Source organism: Kitasatospora sp. NPDC058048 (assembly GCF_042885555.1).
Lineage (GTDB): Bacteria > Actinomycetota > Actinomycetes > Streptomycetales > Streptomycetaceae > Kitasatospora > Kitasatospora lactacystinica.
The window spans coordinates 156514-177349 of record NZ_JBHVRT010000001.1 but is presented as its reverse complement, the minus strand read 5'-3'; the positions used below and the strand labels follow the sequence as shown (position 1 = coordinate 177349).

The 20836-nt window shown below is 74.4% G+C and carries 19 protein-coding genes and 1 pseudogene; 11 read left to right on the top strand and 9 right to left on the bottom strand.

Annotation, left to right across the window (positions count from 1 at the left end; all coding sequences use genetic code 11):
- Positions 1-120 precede the first annotated feature (120 nt).
- From hypA to hypE, 6 genes and pseudogenes are all read left to right on the top strand, one after another.
- A pseudogene (gene hypA / locus ACFVVA_RS00705) lies at positions 121-471 on the top strand (hydrogenase maturation nickel metallochaperone HypA); the annotation flags it as partial.
- A 161-nt stretch (positions 472-632) separates the two neighbouring features.
- A complete protein-coding gene (hypB, locus tag ACFVVA_RS00700) occupies positions 633-1493 on the top strand; it encodes a hydrogenase nickel incorporation protein HypB (RefSeq protein WP_387684309.1) in 861 nt (286 codons plus the stop codon).
- Complete coding sequence (gene hypF, locus ACFVVA_RS00695; protein ID WP_387684307.1) at positions 1490-3835, top strand: carbamoyltransferase HypF; 2346 nt, start codon at positions 1490-1492, stop codon at positions 3833-3835. Before hypB ends, hypF begins: the two co-directional genes overlap by 4 nt.
- A 6-nt stretch (positions 3836-3841) precedes the next feature.
- Positions 3842-4168, top strand: coding sequence for a HypC/HybG/HupF family hydrogenase formation chaperone (locus ACFVVA_RS00690; protein ID WP_387684305.1), 327 nt, complete (start codon positions 3842-3844; stop codon positions 4166-4168).
- Positions 4165-5319, top strand: coding sequence for a hydrogenase formation protein HypD (gene hypD, locus ACFVVA_RS00685; protein ID WP_387684304.1), 1155 nt, complete (start codon positions 4165-4167; stop codon positions 5317-5319). Before ACFVVA_RS00690 ends, hypD begins: the two co-directional genes overlap by 4 nt.
- Positions 5312-6448, top strand: coding sequence for a hydrogenase expression/formation protein HypE (gene hypE / locus ACFVVA_RS00680; protein ID WP_387684302.1), 1137 nt, complete (start codon positions 5312-5314; stop codon positions 6446-6448). Before hypD ends, hypE begins: the two co-directional genes overlap by 8 nt.
- A gap of 70 nt (positions 6449-6518) precedes the next feature.
- Here the strand turns inward: hypE and ACFVVA_RS00675 are convergent, their stop codons facing one another.
- The 3 genes from ACFVVA_RS00675 to ACFVVA_RS00665 all read right to left on the bottom strand — a co-directional run bounded on the left by ACFVVA_RS00675 (position 6519) and on the right by ACFVVA_RS00665 (position 11210).
- Positions 6519-7343, bottom strand: a complete 825-nt coding sequence (locus tag ACFVVA_RS00675; protein WP_387684300.1) for a hypothetical protein — start codon at positions 7341-7343, stop codon at positions 6519-6521.
- 114 nt (positions 7344-7457) lie between these two features.
- Positions 7458-7592 (bottom strand): hypothetical protein, encoded by a 135-nt coding sequence (locus tag ACFVVA_RS00670; RefSeq protein ID WP_387684298.1) that lies wholly within the window; start codon positions 7590-7592, stop codon positions 7458-7460.
- Between the two features lie 63 nt (positions 7593-7655).
- A complete protein-coding gene (locus ACFVVA_RS00665) occupies positions 7656-11210 on the bottom strand; it encodes a hydantoinase B/oxoprolinase family protein (RefSeq protein ID WP_387684296.1) in 3555 nt (1184 codons plus the stop codon).
- A gap of 139 nt (positions 11211-11349) precedes the next feature.
- On the opposite strand from ACFVVA_RS00665, the gene ACFVVA_RS00660 reads away from it, so the two are divergent.
- Positions 11350-12504, top strand: a complete 1155-nt coding sequence (locus ACFVVA_RS00660; RefSeq protein WP_387684294.1) for an NAD(P) transhydrogenase subunit alpha — start codon at positions 11350-11352, stop codon at positions 12502-12504.
- 28 nt (positions 12505-12532) lie between these two features.
- On the opposite strand, the gene ACFVVA_RS00655 is transcribed toward ACFVVA_RS00660, so the two are convergent.
- From ACFVVA_RS00655 to ACFVVA_RS00635, 5 genes are all read right to left on the bottom strand, one after another.
- Positions 12533-13144 (bottom strand): hypothetical protein, encoded by a 612-nt coding sequence (locus ACFVVA_RS00655; protein WP_387684292.1) that lies wholly within the window; start codon positions 13142-13144, stop codon positions 12533-12535.
- Positions 13145-13296: 152 nt separating this feature from the next.
- Positions 13297-13830 carry a flavodoxin family protein gene (locus ACFVVA_RS00650; RefSeq protein ID WP_387684290.1) on the bottom strand — a complete coding sequence of 178 codons (534 nt, stop codon included), beginning with the start codon at positions 13828-13830 and terminating at the stop codon, positions 13297-13299.
- A gap of 121 nt (positions 13831-13951) precedes the next feature.
- The gene (locus tag ACFVVA_RS00645) at positions 13952-14830 is read right to left on the bottom strand and encodes a universal stress protein (protein ID WP_387684288.1); all 879 of its coding nucleotides are present in this window, start codon (positions 14828-14830) and stop codon (positions 13952-13954) included.
- Complete coding sequence (locus ACFVVA_RS00640) at positions 14827-15405, bottom strand: cation-transporting P-type ATPase (RefSeq protein ID WP_387684286.1); 579 nt, start codon at positions 15403-15405, stop codon at positions 14827-14829. Before ACFVVA_RS00640 ends, ACFVVA_RS00645 begins: the two co-directional genes overlap by 4 nt.
- A gap of 12 nt (positions 15406-15417) precedes the next feature.
- Positions 15418-15660, bottom strand: coding sequence for a DUF1918 domain-containing protein (locus ACFVVA_RS00635; RefSeq protein WP_387684285.1), 243 nt, complete (start codon positions 15658-15660; stop codon positions 15418-15420).
- Between the two features lie 630 nt (positions 15661-16290).
- Between ACFVVA_RS00635 and ACFVVA_RS00630 the strand changes: the two genes are divergently transcribed.
- The 4 genes from ACFVVA_RS00630 to ACFVVA_RS00615 all read left to right on the top strand — a co-directional run bounded on the left by ACFVVA_RS00630 (position 16291) and on the right by ACFVVA_RS00615 (position 19084).
- Positions 16291-16986, top strand: a complete 696-nt coding sequence (locus tag ACFVVA_RS00630) for a CBS domain-containing protein (protein WP_387684283.1) — start codon at positions 16291-16293, stop codon at positions 16984-16986.
- A gap of 9 nt (positions 16987-16995) precedes the next feature.
- A complete protein-coding gene (locus tag ACFVVA_RS00625) occupies positions 16996-17598 on the top strand; it encodes a CBS domain-containing protein (protein ID WP_387684281.1) in 603 nt (200 codons plus the stop codon).
- A gap of 195 nt (positions 17599-17793) precedes the next feature.
- Positions 17794-18081 (top strand): SHOCT domain-containing protein, encoded by a 288-nt coding sequence (locus ACFVVA_RS00620; RefSeq protein ID WP_387684279.1) that lies wholly within the window; start codon positions 17794-17796, stop codon positions 18079-18081.
- A gap of 22 nt (positions 18082-18103) precedes the next feature.
- A complete protein-coding gene (locus ACFVVA_RS00615; protein WP_387684277.1) occupies positions 18104-19084 on the top strand; it encodes an Acg family FMN-binding oxidoreductase in 981 nt (326 codons plus the stop codon).
- Positions 19085-19087: 3 nt separating this feature from the next.
- Here ACFVVA_RS00615 and ACFVVA_RS00610 read toward each other — a convergent pair whose 3' ends face one another.
- Positions 19088-20830: a GAF domain-containing protein gene (locus tag ACFVVA_RS00610; RefSeq protein WP_387684275.1), complete on the bottom strand. Its 1743-nt coding sequence runs from the start codon at positions 20828-20830 to the stop codon at positions 19088-19090.
- Positions 20831-20836: the final 6 nt, after the last annotated feature.

Genomic DNA, 20836 nt, shown 5'->3' with positions numbered 1-20836 from the left:
GCAGGGCGCGGATTGCTGCGAACGGCGCAGCCCCGCGTGCGGTGGCGGCGCGGCTGCGGGCCGACGCCGCCACCGCGCCCTGTAATGGGGCGCGTTGCCGCCCGCTCCGGGAAGGGACCCATGCACGAGATGTCGATCGCCGAAGCCGTCGTCGAGCAGGTGGACACGGCTGCGCGCGAACACGGGGCACCCGGGGTGGCGCGGGTGCGCCTGCGGGTCGGGGAGCTGGCCGGCGTGGTGCCCGAGGCCCTGGACTTCTGCTTCGAACTCGCCTGCACCGGAACGCTGGTGGCGGGCGCCGTGCTGGACACCGAATCCGTCGCGGCCCGGGCCCGCTGCACCCCCTGCGCGGTCGAGTGGGCGGTCGGCATGCCGCCGGACCTCGGCTGCCCGAGCTGCTCCGGCGGTGGCGGCGTCGAGCTGCTGTCCGGCCGTGAGCTGCAGATCCTCGACGTCCAATGGGCCGAAACCCGGGACGTCCGGGCTGAAACCCGGGACGTCCGGGCTGAAACCCGGGACGTCCGGGCTGAAACCCGGGACGTCCGGGCTGAAACCCGGGACGTCCGGGCCGAGGTCCGGGACGTCCGGGCCGAGGTCCGGGACGTCCGGGCCGAACAGAAAGGCTGATGCCGATGTGCCGCACGGTCGACCTCCGTCAGGCGGTCCTCGCCCGCAACGACGACAGCGCCCGCCGGCTGCGGGAGGCGCTGGAGGCGCGCGGGACGGTCGCGGTGAACCTGCTGTCCAGCCCCGGCAGTGGAAAGACCGCGCTGCTGGAGGCCGAGCTGGGGCTGGCCCGGCGGCGCAGGGTGGAGGTCGCCGCGCTGACCGCCGACCTCGCCACCGAGAACGACGCCCGCCGGCTGGCCCGCTCGGGTGCCCCGGTGAAGCAGGTGCTCACCGACGGGCTCTGCCACCTGGAGGCGCGGATGCTCGCCGGGCACCTGGACGGCTGGCTGCCGGCCGAGTGCCGGCTGCTGTTCGTGGAGAACGTCGGCAACCTGGTCTGCCCGGCCTCCTACGACCTCGGCGAGACGCTGAGGGTGGTGCTGGCCTCGGTGACCGAGGGTGAGGACAAGCCGCTCAAGTACCCGACGGCCTTCGGGCTGGCCAACCTGGTGCTGGTGACCAAGACGGACCTCGCCGCGGCGGCCGAGTTCGACGAGGCGGCGTTCCTGGCCAACGTCCAGCGGGTCAACCCCGGGGTGACGGTGCTGAACACCTCCGCCCGGACGGGCGAGGGCGTCGGGGCGCTGCTGGACCGGGCGCTGGCCGTGCTGGAGGGGGCCGAGCCGCACTGGCCGGTGATGTCGGCGGCGCCGCACGACCACGGGCACGCGCACGACGACGCGGATGAGCACAGGGACGGGCACGGGGACGGACACGACCGCGGGGACAGGCACGACCACGACCACGGCCAGGGGCACGACCACGATCAGGGACACGGGCACGGGCACCACCACGGCCGCTCCGCCGTGGGGGAGCGCGCGTGACGGCCGGTCACCCCGGGCTCGACCGCGAGCGGCGGCGGGTCGCCGTCCGCGGCCTGGTGCAGGGGGTCGGCTTCCGCCCGTTCGTCCACACGCTGGCCGGTGAACTCGGCCTGGCCGGCACCGTCACCAACACCGGCGAGGGCGTCCTGGCCGAGGTCGAGGGCAGTCCGGACGCCCTGGACGCCTTCTGCCGGCGCGTGGCCGGCGACGCGCCGCCGCTCGCCCAGGTGCACTCGGTGGAACACGCGCCGCTCGCCACCACCGGCGCCACCGGCTTCCGCATCGTCCCGTCCAGCCCCGACGGCCCCCGCACCACCCTGATCCCGCCCGACACCGCCGTCTGCGCCGACTGCCTGGCCGAACTCGCCGACCCGGCCGACCGCCGCCACCGGCACCCCTTCATCAGCTGCACCAACTGCGGCCCCCGGCACACCATCGTCACCGGCCTCCCGTACGACCGGGCCAACACCACCATGGCCGGCTTCCCGATGTGCCCGGACTGCGCCCGGGAGTACACCGACCCGGCCGACCGCCGCTTCCACGCCCAGCCCGTCGCCTGCCACGCCTGCGGGCCCGCACTCGCGCTGACCGTGCCCGGACGCCCCGAACTCGTCGGGGAACAGGCCCTCACGGAGGCCCGGCGGCTGCTCGCCGAGGGCGCGGTCCTCGCCGTCAAGGGCATCGGCGGCTACCACCTCGCCTGCGACGCGCGCGACACCGCGGCCGTCGCCCTGCTGCGCCGGCGCAAGCGGCGCGGCGACAAGCCCTTCGCCGTGATGGCCCGCGACCTCGCCACCGTCGAACGCCTGCTGCCCGTCGACCCGGTCGAGCGGGAACTGCTCACCGGGCCCGTGAGGCCGATCGTCCTGCTCCGCCGCACGGGCCTGCCGGTGCCCGAGGCGGTCGCCCCGGGCAGCCCCGACCTCGGGGTGATGCTCCCGTACACGCCGCTGCACCACCTGCTGCTCGCCGCCCCCGGGCCGGACCTGCTGGTGATGACCAGCGCCAACCTCTCCGGCGAGCCGATCGTCACCGAGGACCGGGAGGCGCTGGAGCGGCTCGCCCCGCTGGTCGACGGCTGGCTCACCCACGACCGGCCGATCCACGTCCCCTGCGAGGACTCCGTGGTGCGGGTGGTGGACGGCGAACAGCTGCCGCTGCGCCGTTCGCGCGGGTACGCGCCGCTCCCGATCCCGCTGCCGGTGCCCGTCCGCCCCGTCCTGGCCGTCGGCGGCGACCTCAAGAACACCTTCGCGCTGGCCCGGGACGGCTACGCCTGGCTGTCCGGCCACATCGGCGACATGGACGACCTGGCCACCCTGCGGGCCTTCGAGCGGGCGGTCGAGCAGCTCGGCACGGTCAGCGGCGTACGGCCCGAACTGCTGGCCGCCGACCGCCACCCCGGCTACCGCTCGCTGCGGCACGCCGAGCGGACCGCCGCCGGCCGGCCGGTGCACCGGGTCCAGCACCACCACGCCCACATCGCCGCGGTGATGGCCGAACACGGCCTGGACGGCGGCCGGCCGGTGCTCGGGGTGGCCTTCGACGGCACCGGCTACGGCGAGGACGGCGCGATCTGGGGCGGCGAGGTTCTGCTGGCGGACTACGACGGGTTCCGCCGCCTCGCCCACCTCCGGTACGTGCCGCTGCCCGGCGGGGATGCGGCCGTCGAGCGCCCCTACCGGACGGCACTCGCCCACCTGCGCGCGGCCGGGCTGCCCCGGCTGCCGCAGCTGCCTCCGGTCCTGGCCTGCGAGGGTGAGGAACTACGGCTGCTGGAACGCCAGTTGGAGCGGGAGCTGAACTGCGCGCCGACCTCCAGCATGGGCCGGCTGTTCGACGCGGTCTCCTCGCTCGCCGGGATCTGCCAGCGGGCCGGGTACGAGGCCCAGGCGGCGATCGAACTGGAGGCGGCAGCCTGCGAGTTCGGCCGCGAGGACGGTCCCGTGTGCGGGACGGCGCAGCGGGCGGGCGGCTACGCGTTCGGCCTGTCGGCGCGGGCGGACGGCTGGATCGCCGACCCCGGGCCGGTGCTGGCCGCGGTGGTGGCCGACGTCACCGCGGGCGCGCCCGCGGGGCTGGTCGCCGCCCGCTTCCACGGCGCCGTGGCCGAGCTGGTCCGGCGGATCTGCGCCGCCGTCCGGGAACGGCACGGCACCACCACCGTGGCCCTCAGCGGCGGGGTCTTCGCCAACGCGCTGCTCTCCTCCGCCTGCGCGAGCGGGCTCGGGGAGGACGGCTTCACCGTACTTCGGCACCGCCGGGTGCCGCCCAACGACGGAGGGCTGGCGCTGGGCCAGCTGATGGTGGCCGCCCGGTCGGCGGCCACCCGGGAGGAGTGAGTGCGGATGTGCCTGGCGGTGCCCGGCAGGGTGAAGGAGATCGGGGAGCGGGACGGGACCAGGATGGCGGTGATGGACTTCGGCGGCGTGATCAAGGACGTCTGCCTGGAGTACCTGCCCGACCTGGCGGTGGGGGACTACGCGATCGTCCACGTGGGCTTCGCGCTGCAGCGACTGGACGAGGAGTCGGCCCGGCGCACCCTCGCCCTCTTCGAGGAACTCGGGCTGTTGCAGGAGGAGTTCGGCGACCCGTGGGAGGCCGCCGGGGCGGCGGCGGGTGCGGCGGCCGGTGCGGCCGGAGCGGTGGACGAGACCGAGGAGGCCGGACGGTGAAGTACCTGGAGGAGTTCCGCAACCCCGAGCTGGCGGCCGGGCTGCTCGCCGACATCAGGGCGACGGTCACCCGGCCGTGGGCGCTGATGGAGGTCTGCGGCGGCCAGACGCACAGCATCATCCGGCACGCCATCGACCAACTCCTGCCGGACGAAGTCGAATTGATCCACGGGCCGGGCTGCCCGGTGTGCGTCACCCCGTTGGAGATGATCGACCGGGCACTGGCGATCGCCGCCCGGCCGGGGGTGGTGTTCTGTTCCTTCGGGGACATGCTGCGGGTGCCCGGCACCGACCGGGACCTGTTCCGGGTCCGCAGTGAGGGCGGCGACGTCCGGGTGGTGTACTCGCCGCTCGACGCCCTGCGGATCGCCCGGGAGAACCCGGACAAGGAGGTGGTCTTCTTCGGCATCGGCTTCGAGACCACCGCCCCGCCCAACGCCATGGCCGTCCACCTGGCCAGGAAGCAGGGGCTGCGCAATTTCAGCATGCTGGTCTCCCACGTCCGGGTGCCCCCCGCGATCGAGGCGATCATGGACTCGCCGGACTGCCGGGTCCAGGGCTTCCTCGCCGCCGGGCACGTCTGCAGCGTGATGGGCACCGCCGAGTACCCGGCGCTCGCGGAGCGCCACGGGGTGCCGATCGTCGTCACCGGCTTCGAACCCCTGGACATCCTGGAAGGCATCCGGCGCACCGTACGGCAGCTGGAGCGCGGGGAGCACAGCGTAGACAACGCCTACCCGCGGGCCGTCCGCCCCGAGGGCAACCCGGCGGCCCGCGCCATGCTGGAGGACGTCTTCGAGGTGGCTGACCGTGCCTGGCGGGGCATCGGGGTGATCCCGCGCAGCGGCTGGCGGCTCTCGCCCCGGTACCGGGACCACGATGCCGAACACCGCTTCGACGTCTCGGGGATCACCACCCGCGAACCCGCCGAGTGCCGCAGCGGCGAGGTGCTGCAGGGCCTGCTGAAGCCCCACCAGTGCGAGGCCTTCGGCACCGTCTGCACACCGCGTACGCCGCTCGGCGCCACGATGGTGTCCAGCGAGGGGGCGTGCGCGGCGTACTACCTGTACCGGCGGCTCGGCGTGCCGGGAACGACGTCCGTCCGGGTCCAGGGCCTTCAGGAGACCCAGGAGGCGAGCCGCGTTGGCTGACACCGAACTGCTCACCGAAGCGCTTGCCGGACCGCCCGCCGCACCGTCCGCCGCACCGTCCGTCGAACCGGACGCCGGGCGGCCCGACTTCTCCGGCTGGAGCTGCCCGCTGCCGCTGCGCGACCACCCCCGGGTGGTGATGGGCCACGGCGGCGGCGGGGCGCTGTCCGCGGAACTGGTGCAGAACCTCTTCGCGCCGGCCTTCGGCGGCCCGGTGCTCGCCGGGCTCGGCGACTCCGCCGTGCTGGAGCTCGGCGGTGCCCGGCTCGCCTTCTCCACCGACTCCTACGTGGTGCGGCCGCTGTTCTTCCCCGGCGGCTGCATCGGCGACCTCGCCGTCAACGGCACGGTCAACGACCTCGCCATGAGCGGGGCCCGGGCCGCCTACCTGTCCTGTGGCTTCATCCTGGAGGAGGGGGTGGAGATGGCCGTGGTGGACCGGGTCGCCAGGGCGATCGGCGCCGCCGCCCGCACCGCCGGGGTCGAGATCGCCACCGGGGACACCAAGGTGGTCGAGGCCGGGCACGGGGACGGCGTCTACCTGAACACCGCGGGCATCGGGATCGTCCCGGCCGGGGTCGACATCCGCCCGCAGCGCGCCCGGCCCGGCGACGTGGTGATCGTCAGCGGGCCGATCGGGCTGCACGGAGTGGCGATCATGAGCGTCCGGGAGGGACTGGAGTTCGGCGTCGACGTGCGCAGCGACAGCGCGGCGCTCGGCGGCCTGGTCGAGGCGATGCTCGCGGCCACCGCCGACCTGCACGTGCTGCGCGACCCCACCCGGGGCGGCCTGGCGGCGGCGCTCAACGAGATCGCGACCGCCGCCGGGGTGGGCGTCGTGCTCAGCGAGGCCGCCGTCCCCGTCCCGGAGCCGGTGGCCAACGCCTGCGCGGTGCTGGGCCTGGACCCGATGTACATCGCCAACGAGGGCCGGCTCGTCGCCTTCGTCCCGCGCGGTTCGGCGGACGCCGTGCTCGCCGCCATGCGCGCCCACCCGCTCGGTGCGGAGGCGGTGGTGATCGGCGAGTGCGTCGAGGAGCACCCGGGGATGGTCGTGGCCCGCACCGGCTTCGGCGGCACCCGGGTGGTCGACCTGCCGATGGGCGAGCAGCTGCCGCGGATCTGCTGACGGCGCGTACGCCGCCGCCGCCCCGGGAGACGCCTCCCGGGGCGGCGGTCCGTCGTTCCGTCCCGGCCGGTCAGCCCAGGAAGCGGTGCAGTGAATCCGCCAGGGCCTCGACGAAGCCGTCCCGGACCTCCGCGGCGACCAGGTCGAGGGACAGGTACGGGTTGAGGTCCTCCAGCTCGACCAGGAGCAGGCTCCCGTCCGGCGCGCGGCAGGCGTCCACCCGCTGGATCCCGTGGGCGAGCGTGTTCCAGTCGACGAAGCTCCGCGCGAACGCGAGGTCCGCCGCGTTCGGCTCGTACGGCTCCAGCACCCAGCGCCGGTCCGGATCCGGCGCGTGGAGGGCGTACTGGAAGGCGTCGTCCACGAAGTAGAAGGAGACCTCGTAGCGGAAGTCGATCCGCGGCTGGACCAGCACCTCGCCCCACGCGTCGAGCCCGTCCAACTCGTCGCGGGTGAGGAAGCGCAGGCCTATGCTGTCCGCGCCCTCCCTGGGCTTGACCGCGTAGCGGTCGGCGGCGGGCAGCCGGCCGAGGTCCTGCGGCCGGTCGACGGTGGGGATGACGGGGCGGCCCGCCTCGGTCAGGTCCAGCAGGTACCCCTTCCCGGCCATGTCGCCCCGCCCGGTCAGCGGGTTGTAGACCCGTACGCCGTCGGCCAGGGCCCGGTCGCGGAACCGGGCGTACTCCTCCCGGTAGTGCAGCACCGGACCGCTGTTGCGCACCACGACCGCGTCGAAGCGCCCCATCAGCGCCCGGGCGTCCAGCGGGTGGCACAGGGCCAGGTCGAACCACTCCCGCAGCCGGGAGGTGAGGAAGACGTCCTCGTCGCCGTACCGCCGCCCGCGCGCCGGGTAGGCCAGGTCGGTCACGTACAGCAGGCTGGGCCGGTCGGGCACGGGTGCTCCCTCGGTCGGTGGTGGGGGAGTGAATCTACCCGGCCCGCCCCGGACGGGTTGTGCGCGAGGACGTCGGGGCCGCCCCGGCCCGGCCCCGCGCGTCCATCAGGGCCGTCACGGAGGCGTCCAGCCGCTCCTCCAACGCTCGCTGGTGCCGAACACCCTCTGCTGCACCGGGAGGTAGCCGATCGCGGCGGCGAACGCGAGCGAGAAGCCGATGCCGCCGAGCAGGTGGCGGTTGCTGAACACGCCGATCGCCCGCAGCGGGGCCCGGTCGGCCGCCGGCGGCGACGGCCGACCGGCCGGACCGTGTCAGGCGGAGCCGCCGTGGCCGCCTCCGCCGGGGGTGCGGATCTCCAAGGCGTCCCCGGCAGCGACCTCGGCGCTGCCGCAGCCTGGCAACTCCTCGACGGTGCCGTCGGCGCGCAGGACGAGGTTGGCGCCGAGGGTGCCCGGGAGGCCGCCGGCGAGGCCGTACGGTGGGACGCGGCGGTGGCTGGTGAGCAGGCTGACCGTCATCGGTTCGCGGAAGCGCAGCCGCCGCAGGACGCCGTTGCCGCCGTGGTGGCGCCCGTTGCCGCCGCTGTCCGGGCGGACGGCGAACTCCTCGACCAGGACCGGGAGCCGCCATTCCAGGACCTCCGGGTCGGTGAGGCGGGAGTTGGTCATGTGGGTCTGGACGGCGTCCGCGCCGTCGAAGCCCGGGCCGGCGCCGGAACCGGAGGCGATGGTCTCGTAGTACTGGTGCTCGGCATTGCCGAAACTCAGGTTGTTCATCGTGCCGGATCCCTCCGCCTGCACGCCGAGCGCGGCGTAGAGCGCGCCGACGATGGCCTGCGAGGTCTCGACGTTCCCGGCGGCGACGGCGGCCGGATACTCCGGGGCGAGCATCGAGCCGGGTGGCACGACGATCCGCAGCGGGCGAAGGCAGCCGTCGTTGAGCGGGATGTCGTCGGCGACGAGGGTGCGGAAGACGTACAGGACGGCGGCGGTGACGACGGCGGAGGGGGCGTTGAGATTGCCGTCGAGCTGGGGCGAGGTGCCGGTGAAGTCGATGGTGGCGCTGCGGTCCCGGCGGTCGACGCGCACGGAGACGGCGATCACGGCGCCGGAGTCGGTCTCGTAGCGGTACGAGCCGTCGCTCAGCCCGTCCACGGCGCGGCGCACCGCCTGCTCGGCGTTGTCCTGGACGTGCCGCATGTAGGCCTGGACGACGTCGAGGCCGAAGTGCCCGATCATCGCGTTGACCTCGTCGACGCCCTTGCGGTTGGCGGCGATCTGGGCGCGCAGGTCGGCGAGGTTGGTGTTCGGGTCGCGGGACGGGTACGGCGCGCCGGTGAGCAGCCGGAGGGTCTCCTCCTCGCGCAGCCGCCCGTCCACCACCAGCGGCCAGGTGTCGAAGAGCACGCCCTCCTGGTGGATCTCGCGGCTCCCGGCGGGCATCGAACCGGGGGTGATGCCGCCGATCTCGGCGTGGTGGCCGCGGGATGCGACGAAGAACAGCATCTCGCTGCCGGTCGGGTCGAAGACAGGGGTGACCACGGTGATGTCGGGCAGGTGGGTGCCGCCGTGGTACGGGTCGTTGACGGCGTAGGCGTCGCCCGGGCGCAGCTTCGGGCCGAGACGGCGCAGCACCTCCTTGACGGTGGTGCCCATCGAGCCGAGGTGGACGGGGATGTGGGGGGCGTTGGCGACGAGGTTGCCGTCCGGGTCGAAGAGCGCGCAGGAGAAGTCGAGCCGCTCCTTGATGTTGACCGACTGGGCGGTGGATTCCAGCCGGGCGCCCATCTGTTGGGCGATCGCCATGAAGAGGTTGTTGAAGACCTCCAGCAGCACCGGGTCGGCGGCGGTCGGGACGGCCTCCTCGGCGGCGGCCCCGACCTGCTCGACCAGGAGGTGTCCGGCGGCGGTGACGGTGGCCCTCCAGCCGGTGTCCACCACGGTGGTGGCGTTGGCCTCGGCGATCACGGCGGGTCCGGTGACGGTGTCGTCCGCGCTCAGCGACTCGCGTCCCAGCAGCGGGACCTGCCGCCACCCGCCGCCGGTGTACATCCCGACGGTGACGGGCTCGGCCGGAGTGGCCGCGGGGGAGAGGGCGCCGAGTTCGGGCTGCTCGGTGAGGCCGGTGCCCTCGACGGCGAGGGCCTCGATCACCAGTGGGCGGTCCATCAGGAAGGAGTAGGTGGAGCGGTGCCGCTCCTCGAACTCGGCCCGCATGGCGGCCGGTTCTCCCAACGGTACGGTGATCGTGGTGTCGGTGCCCTGGTAGCCCAGCCGGACCCGGCGGGCCAGTCGGATCCGTCCCTGCGGGACGTCCTGATCGCGCAGCTCGGCGGTGGCGGCGCGCGCCAGTTCGTCGGCGAGCCCCAGTACCGCTTCCATCTCCTCCTCCGCCAGGGGCCGTTCGACCGCCTGCTCGCGCAGGACGGTGGTGTCGGCCAGACCGATACCGAGGGCGGACAGCACCCCGGCCATCGGCGGGACGAGGACGGTGCGGATTCCCAGTGCCTCGGCCACGGGGCAGGCAACCTGGCCGCCCGCGCCGCCGAAGGTGGTCAGGGCGTAGCGGGTGACGTCGTGACCTCGCTGGACGGAGATGCGCTTGATCGCGTTGGCGATGTTGCCCACCGCGATCCGCAGGAAGCCCTCGGCCGCCTCCTCGGCCGACAGGTCGCCGATCCGTTCGGCGAGTTCGACGAATCGGCGTCGCGTCAGCCGGGAGTCGAGCGCTTGGTCGCGCTTCGGGCCGAAGACCTGCGGGAAGTGCTCGGCCTGGATGCGGCCGAGCAGCAGGTTGGCGTCGGTGATGGTCAGCGGCCCGCCGCTGCGGTAGCAGGCCGGTCCGGGGTCGGCGCCGGCCGAGTCCGGACCGACGCGCAGGCGTCCGCCGTCGAAGCGCAGCACCGAGCCGCCGCCCGCCGCGACGGTGTGGATGGCCAGCATCGGTGCCCGCAGCCGTACCCCGGCGACCTGGGTGGTGACCACCCGCTCGTACGCGCCCGCGAAGTGCGAGACGTCCGTGGAGGTACCGCCCATGTCGAAGCCGATCACCCGCTCGTGGCCGGCCAGCGCGGACATCCGCACCATGCCGACGATGCCGCCGGCCGGGCCGGACAGGATGGCGTCCTTGCCGCGGAAGTGCCCGGCCTCGGCGAGGCCGCCGTTGGACTGCATGAACAGCAGCCGGACACCGGCGAGTCGGTCGGCCACCTGCCGGACGTAGCGGCGCAGCCCGGGATGGAGATAGGCATCCACCACGGCGGTGTCTCCGCGCGGCACCAGCTTCATCAGCGGGCTCACCTCGCTGGACAGGGACACCTGGTCGAAGCCGAGCCGCTCGGCGAGCCGGCCGATCTCCCGCTCGTGGGCGGGGTGCAGGTAGCTGTGCAGGCAGACCACGGCGACTGAGCGGATGCCGTCGTTCAGGCAGACGCGCAGGTCGTCGGCGAGCCGGTCGAGGTCGGGCGGTCGTAGTACCTCGCCGTCGGCGGTGATCCGCTCGTCCACCTCGACCACCCGGGTGTACAGCGGCTCGGGCAGCACGATCTCGCGGGCGAAGATCTGCGGCCGGTTCTGGTAGCCGATCCGCAAGGCGTCCGCGAAGCCACGGGTGATGACCAGCGCGGTCCGCTCGCCGGTGCGTTCCAGCAGGGCATTGGTGGCGACCGTGGTGCCCATCCGTACGGAAGCGATGGTCGCCCCGGGCGGCAGCAGGGCCCGGATACCGGCCACGGCCGGGTCCTGGTAGCGGGCCGGGTCGTGGGAGAGCAGCTTGTGGGTGAGCAGCCGGCCGTCCGGGTCGAGCGCGACCACGTCGGTGAAGGTCCCGCCCCGGTCCACCCAGAACTGCCAGCCCCTGGCTGCCATCACCGGCTCCCTCCGCCGTGCCGCGTGGCGCCCCGTGCCCGAGTGGCCCTGCGCACGAGTATCCGACCGGGCGAACCGGGCGGGCAAACGGAACATACTGGGCCTGAAAGGCCGATCCCGGAGGAAGCGGGACGTAGCGATGGCGATCACGGCGGTGGGAGTGCTGCGGGAGACCGTACCGGGCGAGCGCCGGGTGGCCTTCGTGCCCGATCTGGTGCCGGCCGTCCGCCGCCTCGGTGTGACGGTCCTGGCGGAGCCGGGCGCAGGCCTCCGCGCTGGTCACCACGACGACGACTACGAGGCTGCGGGTGCCGTCCTGGCCGGACGCGGCGAGGTGCTGCGCCGTGCGGACGTGCTGCTCGGCATCCGTCCGCCGAGCACCGACCCGGTGCACGAACTGCGCCCGGGGCAGGTACTGGCCGCTCTGCTGCGGCCGCAGCGGATCCCGTTCCTGGTCCGGCAGTGGGCGGACCGGGGCGTGACCGCGATCGGCCTCGACCTGGCGCCCGACCTGCCGGCCGGGTACCCGCTGGACGCCGGGGCCTCGCAGGCCAGGGTGGCGGGGTACCGGGCCGTGCTGCTCGCCGCCGAGCACCTGGACCGCTGCCTGCCGCCCTGGGGCACCACGGACGGGCTCTTCGACCCGCTTCGGGTACTCGTGGTCGGCGCCGGGCATGCCGGTCTGCAGGCGATCGACACCGCCCGCCGGCTGGGCGCTCCGGTCGGCGCGGTCGAACCGCGCCATCGCGAGCGTGCGGCCGCCGCCGCGCTGGGAGCCGACCTGCTGTGCCTGTCCGGTGTTCACCCGGCGATGGACGAGCGGGAGCTGTGGCAGTCCCTCGACCGGGACCGTGCGGCGTGGGTGGCGGGCCTGGCCGAGGCCTCGGTGCGGTACGACCTCGTGGTGACGACCCTTGCCCGGCCGGGCCGGACGCCCCCGGTCCTGCTCCACACGGAGACGGTGGCCCGGCTCCGGCCCGGCTCGGTGCTGGTGGACCTGGCGGCGCGCCCGGAGGGCGGCAACATCGAGGGTGTCCTGCCGGACACCACCACGCTGGTCGGTGACGGGACCACGGTGATCGGTGCCGGCGAGCTCGCCGCGCAGGTGCCCGGGACCGCCTCGCGCGCGTACTCCCACAACGTGCTGGCGCTGCTGGAACGCCTGCTGCGGGGCGGCCCCGGCACGGAGGACCCGGTGCTCGGCCCGATGCTGGTGACCGACCGGGGTGCGGTGCGGCACGAGCCCACCAGCAGGCTGCTCATGGAGGCGACCGCCGTCGCGGGCCTGCCGTGAGATCCCGGACCCCGGCCCGCGCGTGGTTTCAGGGCCCAGGGTGGGAGAAGAGCGCTGTGTGGCGGGCAATCGCTCCCGCACGGTCGGCGCACTGCTGGTAGCAGCAGGAGAGCAGCACAAGGTCGGTGGCGTCCACCGGATCCGTCCGCTCGGCATGGAGCAGCAGCTCGTACAGGAGTCGCTGCCGTTGGCCGACTTCGTGCAGCTTCGCCAGGACGTCCGCGACGTCCTCGGGGGCGCCGGATTCCAGGGCGTGGGCGGACCGTTCGAGTGAGTCCAGCGCCGCGTCGGCTATCCCGTGCAGCGGAGCCCGTAGCCGTTCGACGAACGGTTGCCTCTCCTGGCGCGCCCAGGCGGCCTCCAGCAGCCGCTGCGCCAGGTCCGCCAGGGCCTCGACCTGGCACCCCACGTGGACGCCCAGGACGACCCCGGCCCGTCCGCCGGGAGCCGTGGCGGCGTCCTCCTCGATCCGTGTCAGCAGTTCCGCGAGGGCCTTCTCCGCAACCGGGACCCCAGCCCCGCTGTCGGCCGGATCGGTCAGTACGGCCGTCGCGCCGCGCAGAGCGGTGTGTGCCAGCCGCACCAGCGCGGCCGACTCGCCGATGAGGGCGCGGTACCCGCCGTCGCCACCGTCAGACATCCCGTTCACTCCTGTTCCCGGTCCCCCGACCAGTCTCGCCCCGCCGCAGCGGACGTGCCTCGGTGCCCGGGGCGAGGGCGGGGCGACCTGGTGCTCGGACCGCTGCTCCAGGGCCCGGCCCTGCGTCGGGCCCTGCTCCCGGTCACCCGTGCTCAGACCAGGCCGGCGCCCCATGCGCGGGCGCGGTCGAGTTCGCCGGCGCGCAGCGGTCCGTCGTTGCCCTCCACGATGAAGCCCTCGGGTTCGGCGACCACGTCGTAGTGGTGGTGGGAGAGGCGGTGGGCGATGCCGTTGGCCGCGCCGCCGGACCTGGGCATGTCGACCCGGGTGTCGAAGGCGGCGGCGTGGGTGCCGGACCCGGTGGTCGGAAGGTCGTGGAACCAGGCGCGCAGGCCCGGGCCCTCGGCGGTCTTTTGTGCTTCGGCGGCGGCCGCCTCGTGGCCCTCCTTGTGTCCCTCGGCCGCGGCGGCCATCCGGCGGCTGAGCCCGGAGGACATGCCGTGCATGTGGGTCGGTCCGCCGACGACCAGCAGGTCCGCGGACCGGGTGGTGTCCGCGTTCGCCTCGGACACCGGGAGGCAGTCGACGGCCGCCCCGGGGTCGGTCCGGCGGACACCTTCGGCGATGGCCTCGGCGACCTCCCGGGTGTTGCCGTACATGCTCTCGTACACGATCACGGTGTGCATGGTCTCCGCCTTTCGTCACGTCCAGGCTCGCTCCGGAACGCCCGTACCGGAGTGGGCCGTTCGGCCCGGATCGGACCGCCGGGCGGGCATGTCCGCACGTGAGTGGGCTTCGGTTCCCGGTTCAGCGCGGAGCGGATGGCACCGTCACGACGGGGCAGTGGGCTCGGCGGAGCAGGCCGTGGGGTACGGAGCCGAGGCGCATGCCGGTGAAGCCGCCGTTGCCGCGGCGGCCGACGACCACCGCGAGGGCGTGTTCGGAGGCCAGGGCGAGCTCCTCGACCGGGTGGCCGTGCACGAGTTCGTGGGTCACGGTCACGTCGGGGTGGTGTTCGTGGTGACCCGCGGTGGACTCGAAGAGCATCCGGCGCAGCATCCGCTCGGTGGCGGGTTCGTCCGGGTTGCCCACCGGCGGGCGCTGCCAGACCCACAGGACGCGCAGCGCGGCCCGGCGCTCGTCCGCGTACGCGAAGGCGAAGTCGACGGCAGGCTCCGAGGACGGGCTGCCGTCCACGCCGAGCACGACGTACGGCGGGTCCTGGGTGGTGTGCTCGGGGTCGCGGACCACGACCACCGGGCAGTGCGCCTGGGCGCTGACCGGGACGGCCACCGAGTAGGTACTCAGCGCCTCCTCGACCCGGCTCAGCCGGCGGGAGCCGAGGACGACGAGCGCGGCGTTGCGGGACTCCCGGCACAGTGCGGGCGCCGGGACGTCCTCGGCCACCACGGTCGTCACGCCCAGCTCGGGGTGGCGCTCCCGGGCCAGCGTGGCGGCCCGGTCGAGTGCCCGGTCGGCCCGCTCGCGCAGGGCCTTGTGGTAGCGGCCCTCGTCGAAGGGCCGGAACTCGCGGTACAACGACGGCACGGCGTGCACCAATCGCAGCGGAAGGCCCCTGCGGGCGGCCTCGTCGGCCGCCCAGGCGGCGGGCATCGATCCGGTGTCGTGGGCGTCGACGCCGAGGACGACGGGACGGCCGGGGCCGTCGGGGCTTGCGGACGTCATGATGGTCCTCCTCGGTCCGGTGGTCCCGGTGACTTCGGTGAGGTCGATGACGCTGACCCTGTTCCCACGCTAGGCAGCCCCTCCTTGCGCCGCGAGGGCCGACCGGCCCGGCCGTCAGATCCCGTGCTTGAGCAGCCGGGCCGTCGTGAAGCCGACGGCTCCGGCGAGGACGGGCGCGGCCAGGTCGGACCGGCCGAGCGGCACGGTGTCGAGCAGGCCGCGACCACTGCGGCGAGCAGCAGGACCCGCTGCCACACGCCGGAGCCCAGGATGTGCTGGTCCGGTGGGCGCGGCGGCCGGGTCATCGCGCCGGGCGAGGCGGGTTCCGCGCCCATGGCCACGCCGATGTCCGCCTGCCGCAGGGCGGCCGCGTCCGGATGGTCGCCGATCGCCACCGTCAGCGCGACGGCCGCGTGCAGCACGGTGATCAGGGGGTCGCGCAGCTGGGCGGCCACCCGGGCCCACAGCGGCACCCGGCGGTCGGCGGCGACCTCGTTGCGGCCGTGTTCGGCGAGCAGTCGTGCGGCCTCGGAGCCGGTCAGTCCGCGGGCCCGCGGGTTGGCGGAGACGGTCACGGCGGAGGCCCGTCAGTCGGCGAAGAGGTGCGGTTGCGGCGGGGCGGTTCGGGTGGGCGACGGCTCGTGGTCGAAGTGGTGGATCCGGGCGTCCGGCCCGGGGAAGTACTCGGTGACCCGGTCCTCGTCCGACCAGCGGACGTCGTACGGCGGGCTGCCGTCCGGGTGGTGCAGCCCGACGATCTCGCCGTCCCGGCGGGCGGCGCCCGGCCGGGTGCCCTGGACGATGATGCGGTCTCCCACGGCGGCTCTCATGCCGGCCTCCCTGGCTCGGTGCGGGGGCCGGGGACACGCCCGGCCGTCGGTACTTCCATGGCACCACCGAACGCGGGCTCCGGCAGGGGCCGGCCGGCCCTGGTCGCGCGGCCGTTCGCCCCGGTACCCGCACGTCTCCGTCGGGAGCTGCTGGACGCCGGGATCCGGACGAGGCGGTCCGGGCCGCCGACCGGATCGACCCGGTCGACCTGGCCCCGCAGCACCGCGGGCGCGGATGGCCCAGGAGGAGGTCGTCGGGACCCGTGGAACGGGGCCGTCAGGCCCTCCTGGGAAGGGCACGGCCCCGGAAGACTGAACCGTGACAGCACCTGCCGCCCGGCACCGAGGAGGCACGTCATGTCCGTCGCAGCCACCACGCACAGGCATCCGGCCTCGCACACGTCTCTGCGCGGGCACGTTCGTCGGGCCGTCGGCCGGGACCGCAACCGCTCTGCCGCCCGCCTCGACGGCCTCACCCGCATCGCCGACCTGAGGTTCCGCCATCGTCCGACCGACCGGCCGTGCCGTCCTGGGCCGGAGCGGCCCGACGCCATGGACCGACCGGCCCTGTCCGGCGGCTCCGGACGCGCGGACAGTGAAGACGGGACCACCGGAGGAGGAGTGAGGACGATGCAGCACCGCAGCGTCAACGACGTGATGACCAACGAGGTCGTCACCGCCCGGCCCGACACGCCGGCCAAGGAGGTTGCGGCGCTGTTCCACCGCAACGACATCACCGCGATCCCCGTCGTCGACGACCAGGGCCGCCCGATCGGCATGGTGTCCGAGGCCGACCTGATCCGCAAGGAGGCCGTCCTGCCGGACCCGGAGGGCCGCTACCCGGGCCGCTGGCTGGCCGAGAAGGACCGCGCCCGCGCCGAGGCGGAGACCGCCGGCGGCCTGATGACCAGTCCCGCCGTCACCGCACGCCCCGGATGGTCGATCCCCGAGGCCGCCCGTGCCATGGACAAGCACAAGGTCAAGCGACTGCCCGTGGTCGACGAGGCCGGCCGCCTGGTCGGCATCGTCAGCCGCCGGGACCTGCTGCAGGTCTTCCTGCGCCACGACGCGGCGCTCCGGGACGAGATCAACCACGACGTGCTGGGGCAGGCCCTCTGGGTCGCGCCCGGAGACGTCCGGGTCGCGGTGCAGGACGGCGTGGTCACCCTGAGCGGGCGGCTGAGGTTTCGCAGCCTGGTCCCGGTCGCCGAACAGCTCTGCCGCGCCGTGGACGGTGTGGTCGCCGTCCACGCCACCCTGGACTGGACCGAGGACGACACCGACCGGTCCCTGGAACACCCCCGCGCCTACCGCGCGGCATCGTAGGAGGCCGCCATGACCCGCACACCGAGCACCGTCGCCGACGTCATGACCCATGCGGTGGTGGCCGTCGGCCGCGACGCGGACTTCCGCGAGGTCGCCGACACCCTCCAGCGCTGGCGGGTCAGCGCCGTCCCCGTGCTGACCGGTGACGGCCGGGTGATCGGGGTGGTCTCCGAGGCCGACCTGCTCACCGCCCGGGACCGCGACGGCGTGCGCGCCGACGCCCTGACGGCCGGGCGGATGATGTCCGTCCCGGCGGTCACCGTGCACCCCGGCAGCCCGCTCAACGAGGCGGCCCGGGCGATGGCCCGCGGCCACCTCAAACGGCTCCCGGTGGTCGACGAGGAGGACTACCTGGTCGGCATCGTCAGCCGGGGCGACCTGCTGAAGGTCTACCTCGAGGACGACCGCGAGCTCGCCGACCGGGTCCGCTTCGAGCTGGTCGCCACCCTCGGCCCGGATGCCGCCGTCGAGAGCGACATCCGCTCGGAGAACGGCCGGATCACCCTGACGGGCGAACTGCCGGGCACCCTCTCCGGACCCCTCCTGGAAAGGCTGCTGCGCTCCGTGCCCGGCGTGGTCGACGTGGAACTCCGGCTCGGCGCGCCGGCCTGAGCGGAGGCGTGGGGACGGTCGCGTTCGCCGCTGTCGACGGAGTGACCGTCTGCCGGGACCTGCGGGACCGGATGCCCGGGCCCCGGCGGGGCCCGGCGGGCCCGCGGGGGGAGCCGAAACGGCCCAAGCGGCACGCCGCTCCTCGGTCGCAAGCTGGAGGTGATCGACCTCCCGTTACGGCCCGAGGAGACGGCGATGATGTACTGGAACGACGGGGGCATGAACGGTTGGGGCATCGGCCTGATGACCGTGAGCATGCTGCTCTTCTGGGCACTGGTGGTCCTCGGTGTGATCGCCCTGGTCCGGCACCTCGGCCGGCCGGCCCCGCATGGCCCGACGCCCCCGGTAGCGCCGCCGGCCCGGCCCACCCCGGAGCAACTGCTCGCGGAGCGCCTCGCCCGCGGCGAGATCGACCCCGACGAGTACCGGGCCCGACACGCCACCCTGCGCGGCGCCGCCGGCGACCCGCCCGATTCCGGCTGACGGCGCATTCCTGGAGACGGTCATGTCCACCCTCGCCCTCGACGCCCCCGCACTGGAGAAGCTCGTCTCCGCGGCGGTCGCGGCACCTTCGATCCACAACAGCCAGCCGTGGCGCTTCCGGCTCCAGCCGGACACCTCGACCCTGGAAGTCCGGGCCGACCGCAGCCGGGCCGTCCCGGCCGCCGACCCGGAGGGCCGGGCGCTGCACATCTCCGTCGGCGCGGCCGTTCTCAACCTCCGGGTCGCCGCCCGCCACCTCGGCTGGGCACCCGAGGCCCGCCTGCTGCCCGATCCGGCCGAGCCCGACCTGCTCGCGGCGCTCCGGCTCGACACCCCGGCCACCGCGCCGGCCCCAGGCACCGAGAAGCTCTACGAGGCGATCTGGCACCGGCATTCCATCCGTACGCCGTTCACCGCCGTACCGGTCCCACCGGCCGTACTCGACGAACTGACCGCCGCTGCCCGAACCGAGGACGCCGCGCTCCACCTGCCCGACCGCACGGAGACCGCCCGGCTGCTCCACCTCACCGCCGAGGCCGAGCGCCGCAACACCACCGACGAGGCCCAGCGCACCGAGAGCCGCAGCTGGATCCGTACCGGCGAGGTACCGCGCTACGGCATCCCGGTCGGTGCGCTCGGCCCCCAGGACGCGGCCGGTCAACTGCCGATGCGCGACTTCTCCGCCATCCACGCGACCGAGCACCGGGCTCCCGCCCTCTTCGAGCACGAACCTCGGATCGCCGTGCTCACCACCGACCGCGACGGCCCGGCGGACTGGCTGCGGGCCGGCCTCGCCCTGGAACACGTTCTGCTCGCCGCCACCGTCCACGGTGTCCGTGCCTCCCTGCTGCACCAGGCCATGGAGTGGTCCTACCTGCGCTGGGAGGCCCGGGACCCGCACGACCGCCCCGGCCACGTTCAGATGCTGATCCGCCTCGGCTACGGCCCCGAGGGCGCCCCGACACCCCGCCTGAGCCCCGGCGAGGTCCTGGACCAGGGCTGAGACCTACCCCAGGGGCACCTGCCAGACCAGCTCGGTGCCGCCCTCCGCCCGGGTCCGGGCCGTGAAGGTACCGCCCAGTCCGGAGGCCCGGTCGGTGAGGTTGGCGAGCCCGCCGCGGCGGCCGGTCCCGGGCAGACCGACCCCGTTGTCCGTGACCGTCACGGTCAGCTCGTCGCCGGCGGCCACCGTGACGTCCACGGCGCCGGCCCGAGCGTGGCGGGCGGCGTTGGACAGGGCCTCCTCCAGGACGGCGACGGCCGCGTCCGCGACCTCGGGAGGTACGGCGACGTCGAGCAGGCCGGCCGTCCGCAGGGCCGGGGCGAAACCGAGGGACCGGGTGGCGCGCTCGGCCACCTCGGCGATGCGGGCGCGCAGTCCGGTCGCCGCCGGGCCCCTTTCCCGCAGGCGCAGGCCGAAGATGGTGGCGCGGATCGTCCTGGCTGTCTCGTCCAGGTCGTCGATCGCCCGCAGGACGCGCTCGGTCGCCTCGGGGTGGTCGATGAAGCGGGTGGCGCCCTGGAGGGTCATGCCGGTGGCGAAGAGCCGCTGGACGGCCAGGTCGTGCAGATCGCGGGCGATCCGGTCGCGTTCCCGTAGCAGGGCCATCTGCTCCGAGTCCCGGCGGCGCTCGGCGAGTTCGAGCGCCACCGCGGCCTGGCCGGCGAAGCCGAGCAGGGGAGCGGACTGGTCCTCCTCGAACAGCGGCGCACCGGCGGCCCGGGCCAGCAGCAGCACGCCCCGGATCCCGCGCTCGGCGGTGCCGACGGGCACCGCGACCGCCGGGCCCAGCCCCTGCCAGCGCGGCGGCCCCGCCGTGACCCGCGGATCCTTCCGGACGTCGGGGCTCACCACGAGCCCGCCGGTGCGGAAGGCCGCGCCCATGAACGAGCCCTCGATCGGCAGCACCAGGCCGCGGTGCTCCCGCTCGCCGAGGCCGACGGCGATCCGGACCTCCAGCTCGGCGGTCCCCGGCCGTGGCACGGCGACGACCGCGAGGTCCGCTCCGACGAGCTCGGTCGCCCGGGTGAGCAGCAGGTCCTGCACCTCCTGGTCCCCGCTGCCCGACAGCAGGCTGCTGGTCACCTCCGCACTCGCCTCCAGCCAGCGCTGCCGCTGGCGGGCCCGGGCGTAGAGCCGGGCGTTGTCGATGGCCACCCCGGCGGCGACGGCGAGGGTGGCGAGCACCGACTCGTCCTCGGCGTCGAAGTCGCCCCCGCCGCGCTTCTCGGTCAGGTAGAGGTTGCCGAACACCTTGTCCCGGATCCGGATCGGCACCCCCAGGAAGCTGCGCATCGGCGGGTGGTCGGCCGGGAAGCCGTAGGAGGCGGGGTGGTGGGAGAGCCGGGTGAGCCGCAGCGGTTCGGGGTGGCGGATCAGCTCGCCGAGGATTCCGTGTCCGGAGGGCAGGGCGCCGATCAGCTCGACCTGTTCGTCCGTGACCCCGACCGGGATGAACTGGGACAGTCGCTGGTCCTCGCCGATCACACCGAGTGCGCCGTACTCGGCGTCCACCAGGGTGACGGCGGCCTCCACGATGTGCCGGAGCGCCTGGGTCAGCTCCAGGTCGCGTCCGACCGCCAGCACGGCCTCCAGCAGGCTGTGCACCCGGTCCCGGGTGCCGCGGGCGGTGTTCAGCCGGGCCCGGAGCTCCTCCAGGAGCTCGTCCAGCCGCGGGTCCGGTACGGGAGCGGGGCCCTCCGACGCGTTGCCCAAGGAAATCCTCCGTGGCTCGCCCCCGATGCCCATGACCAG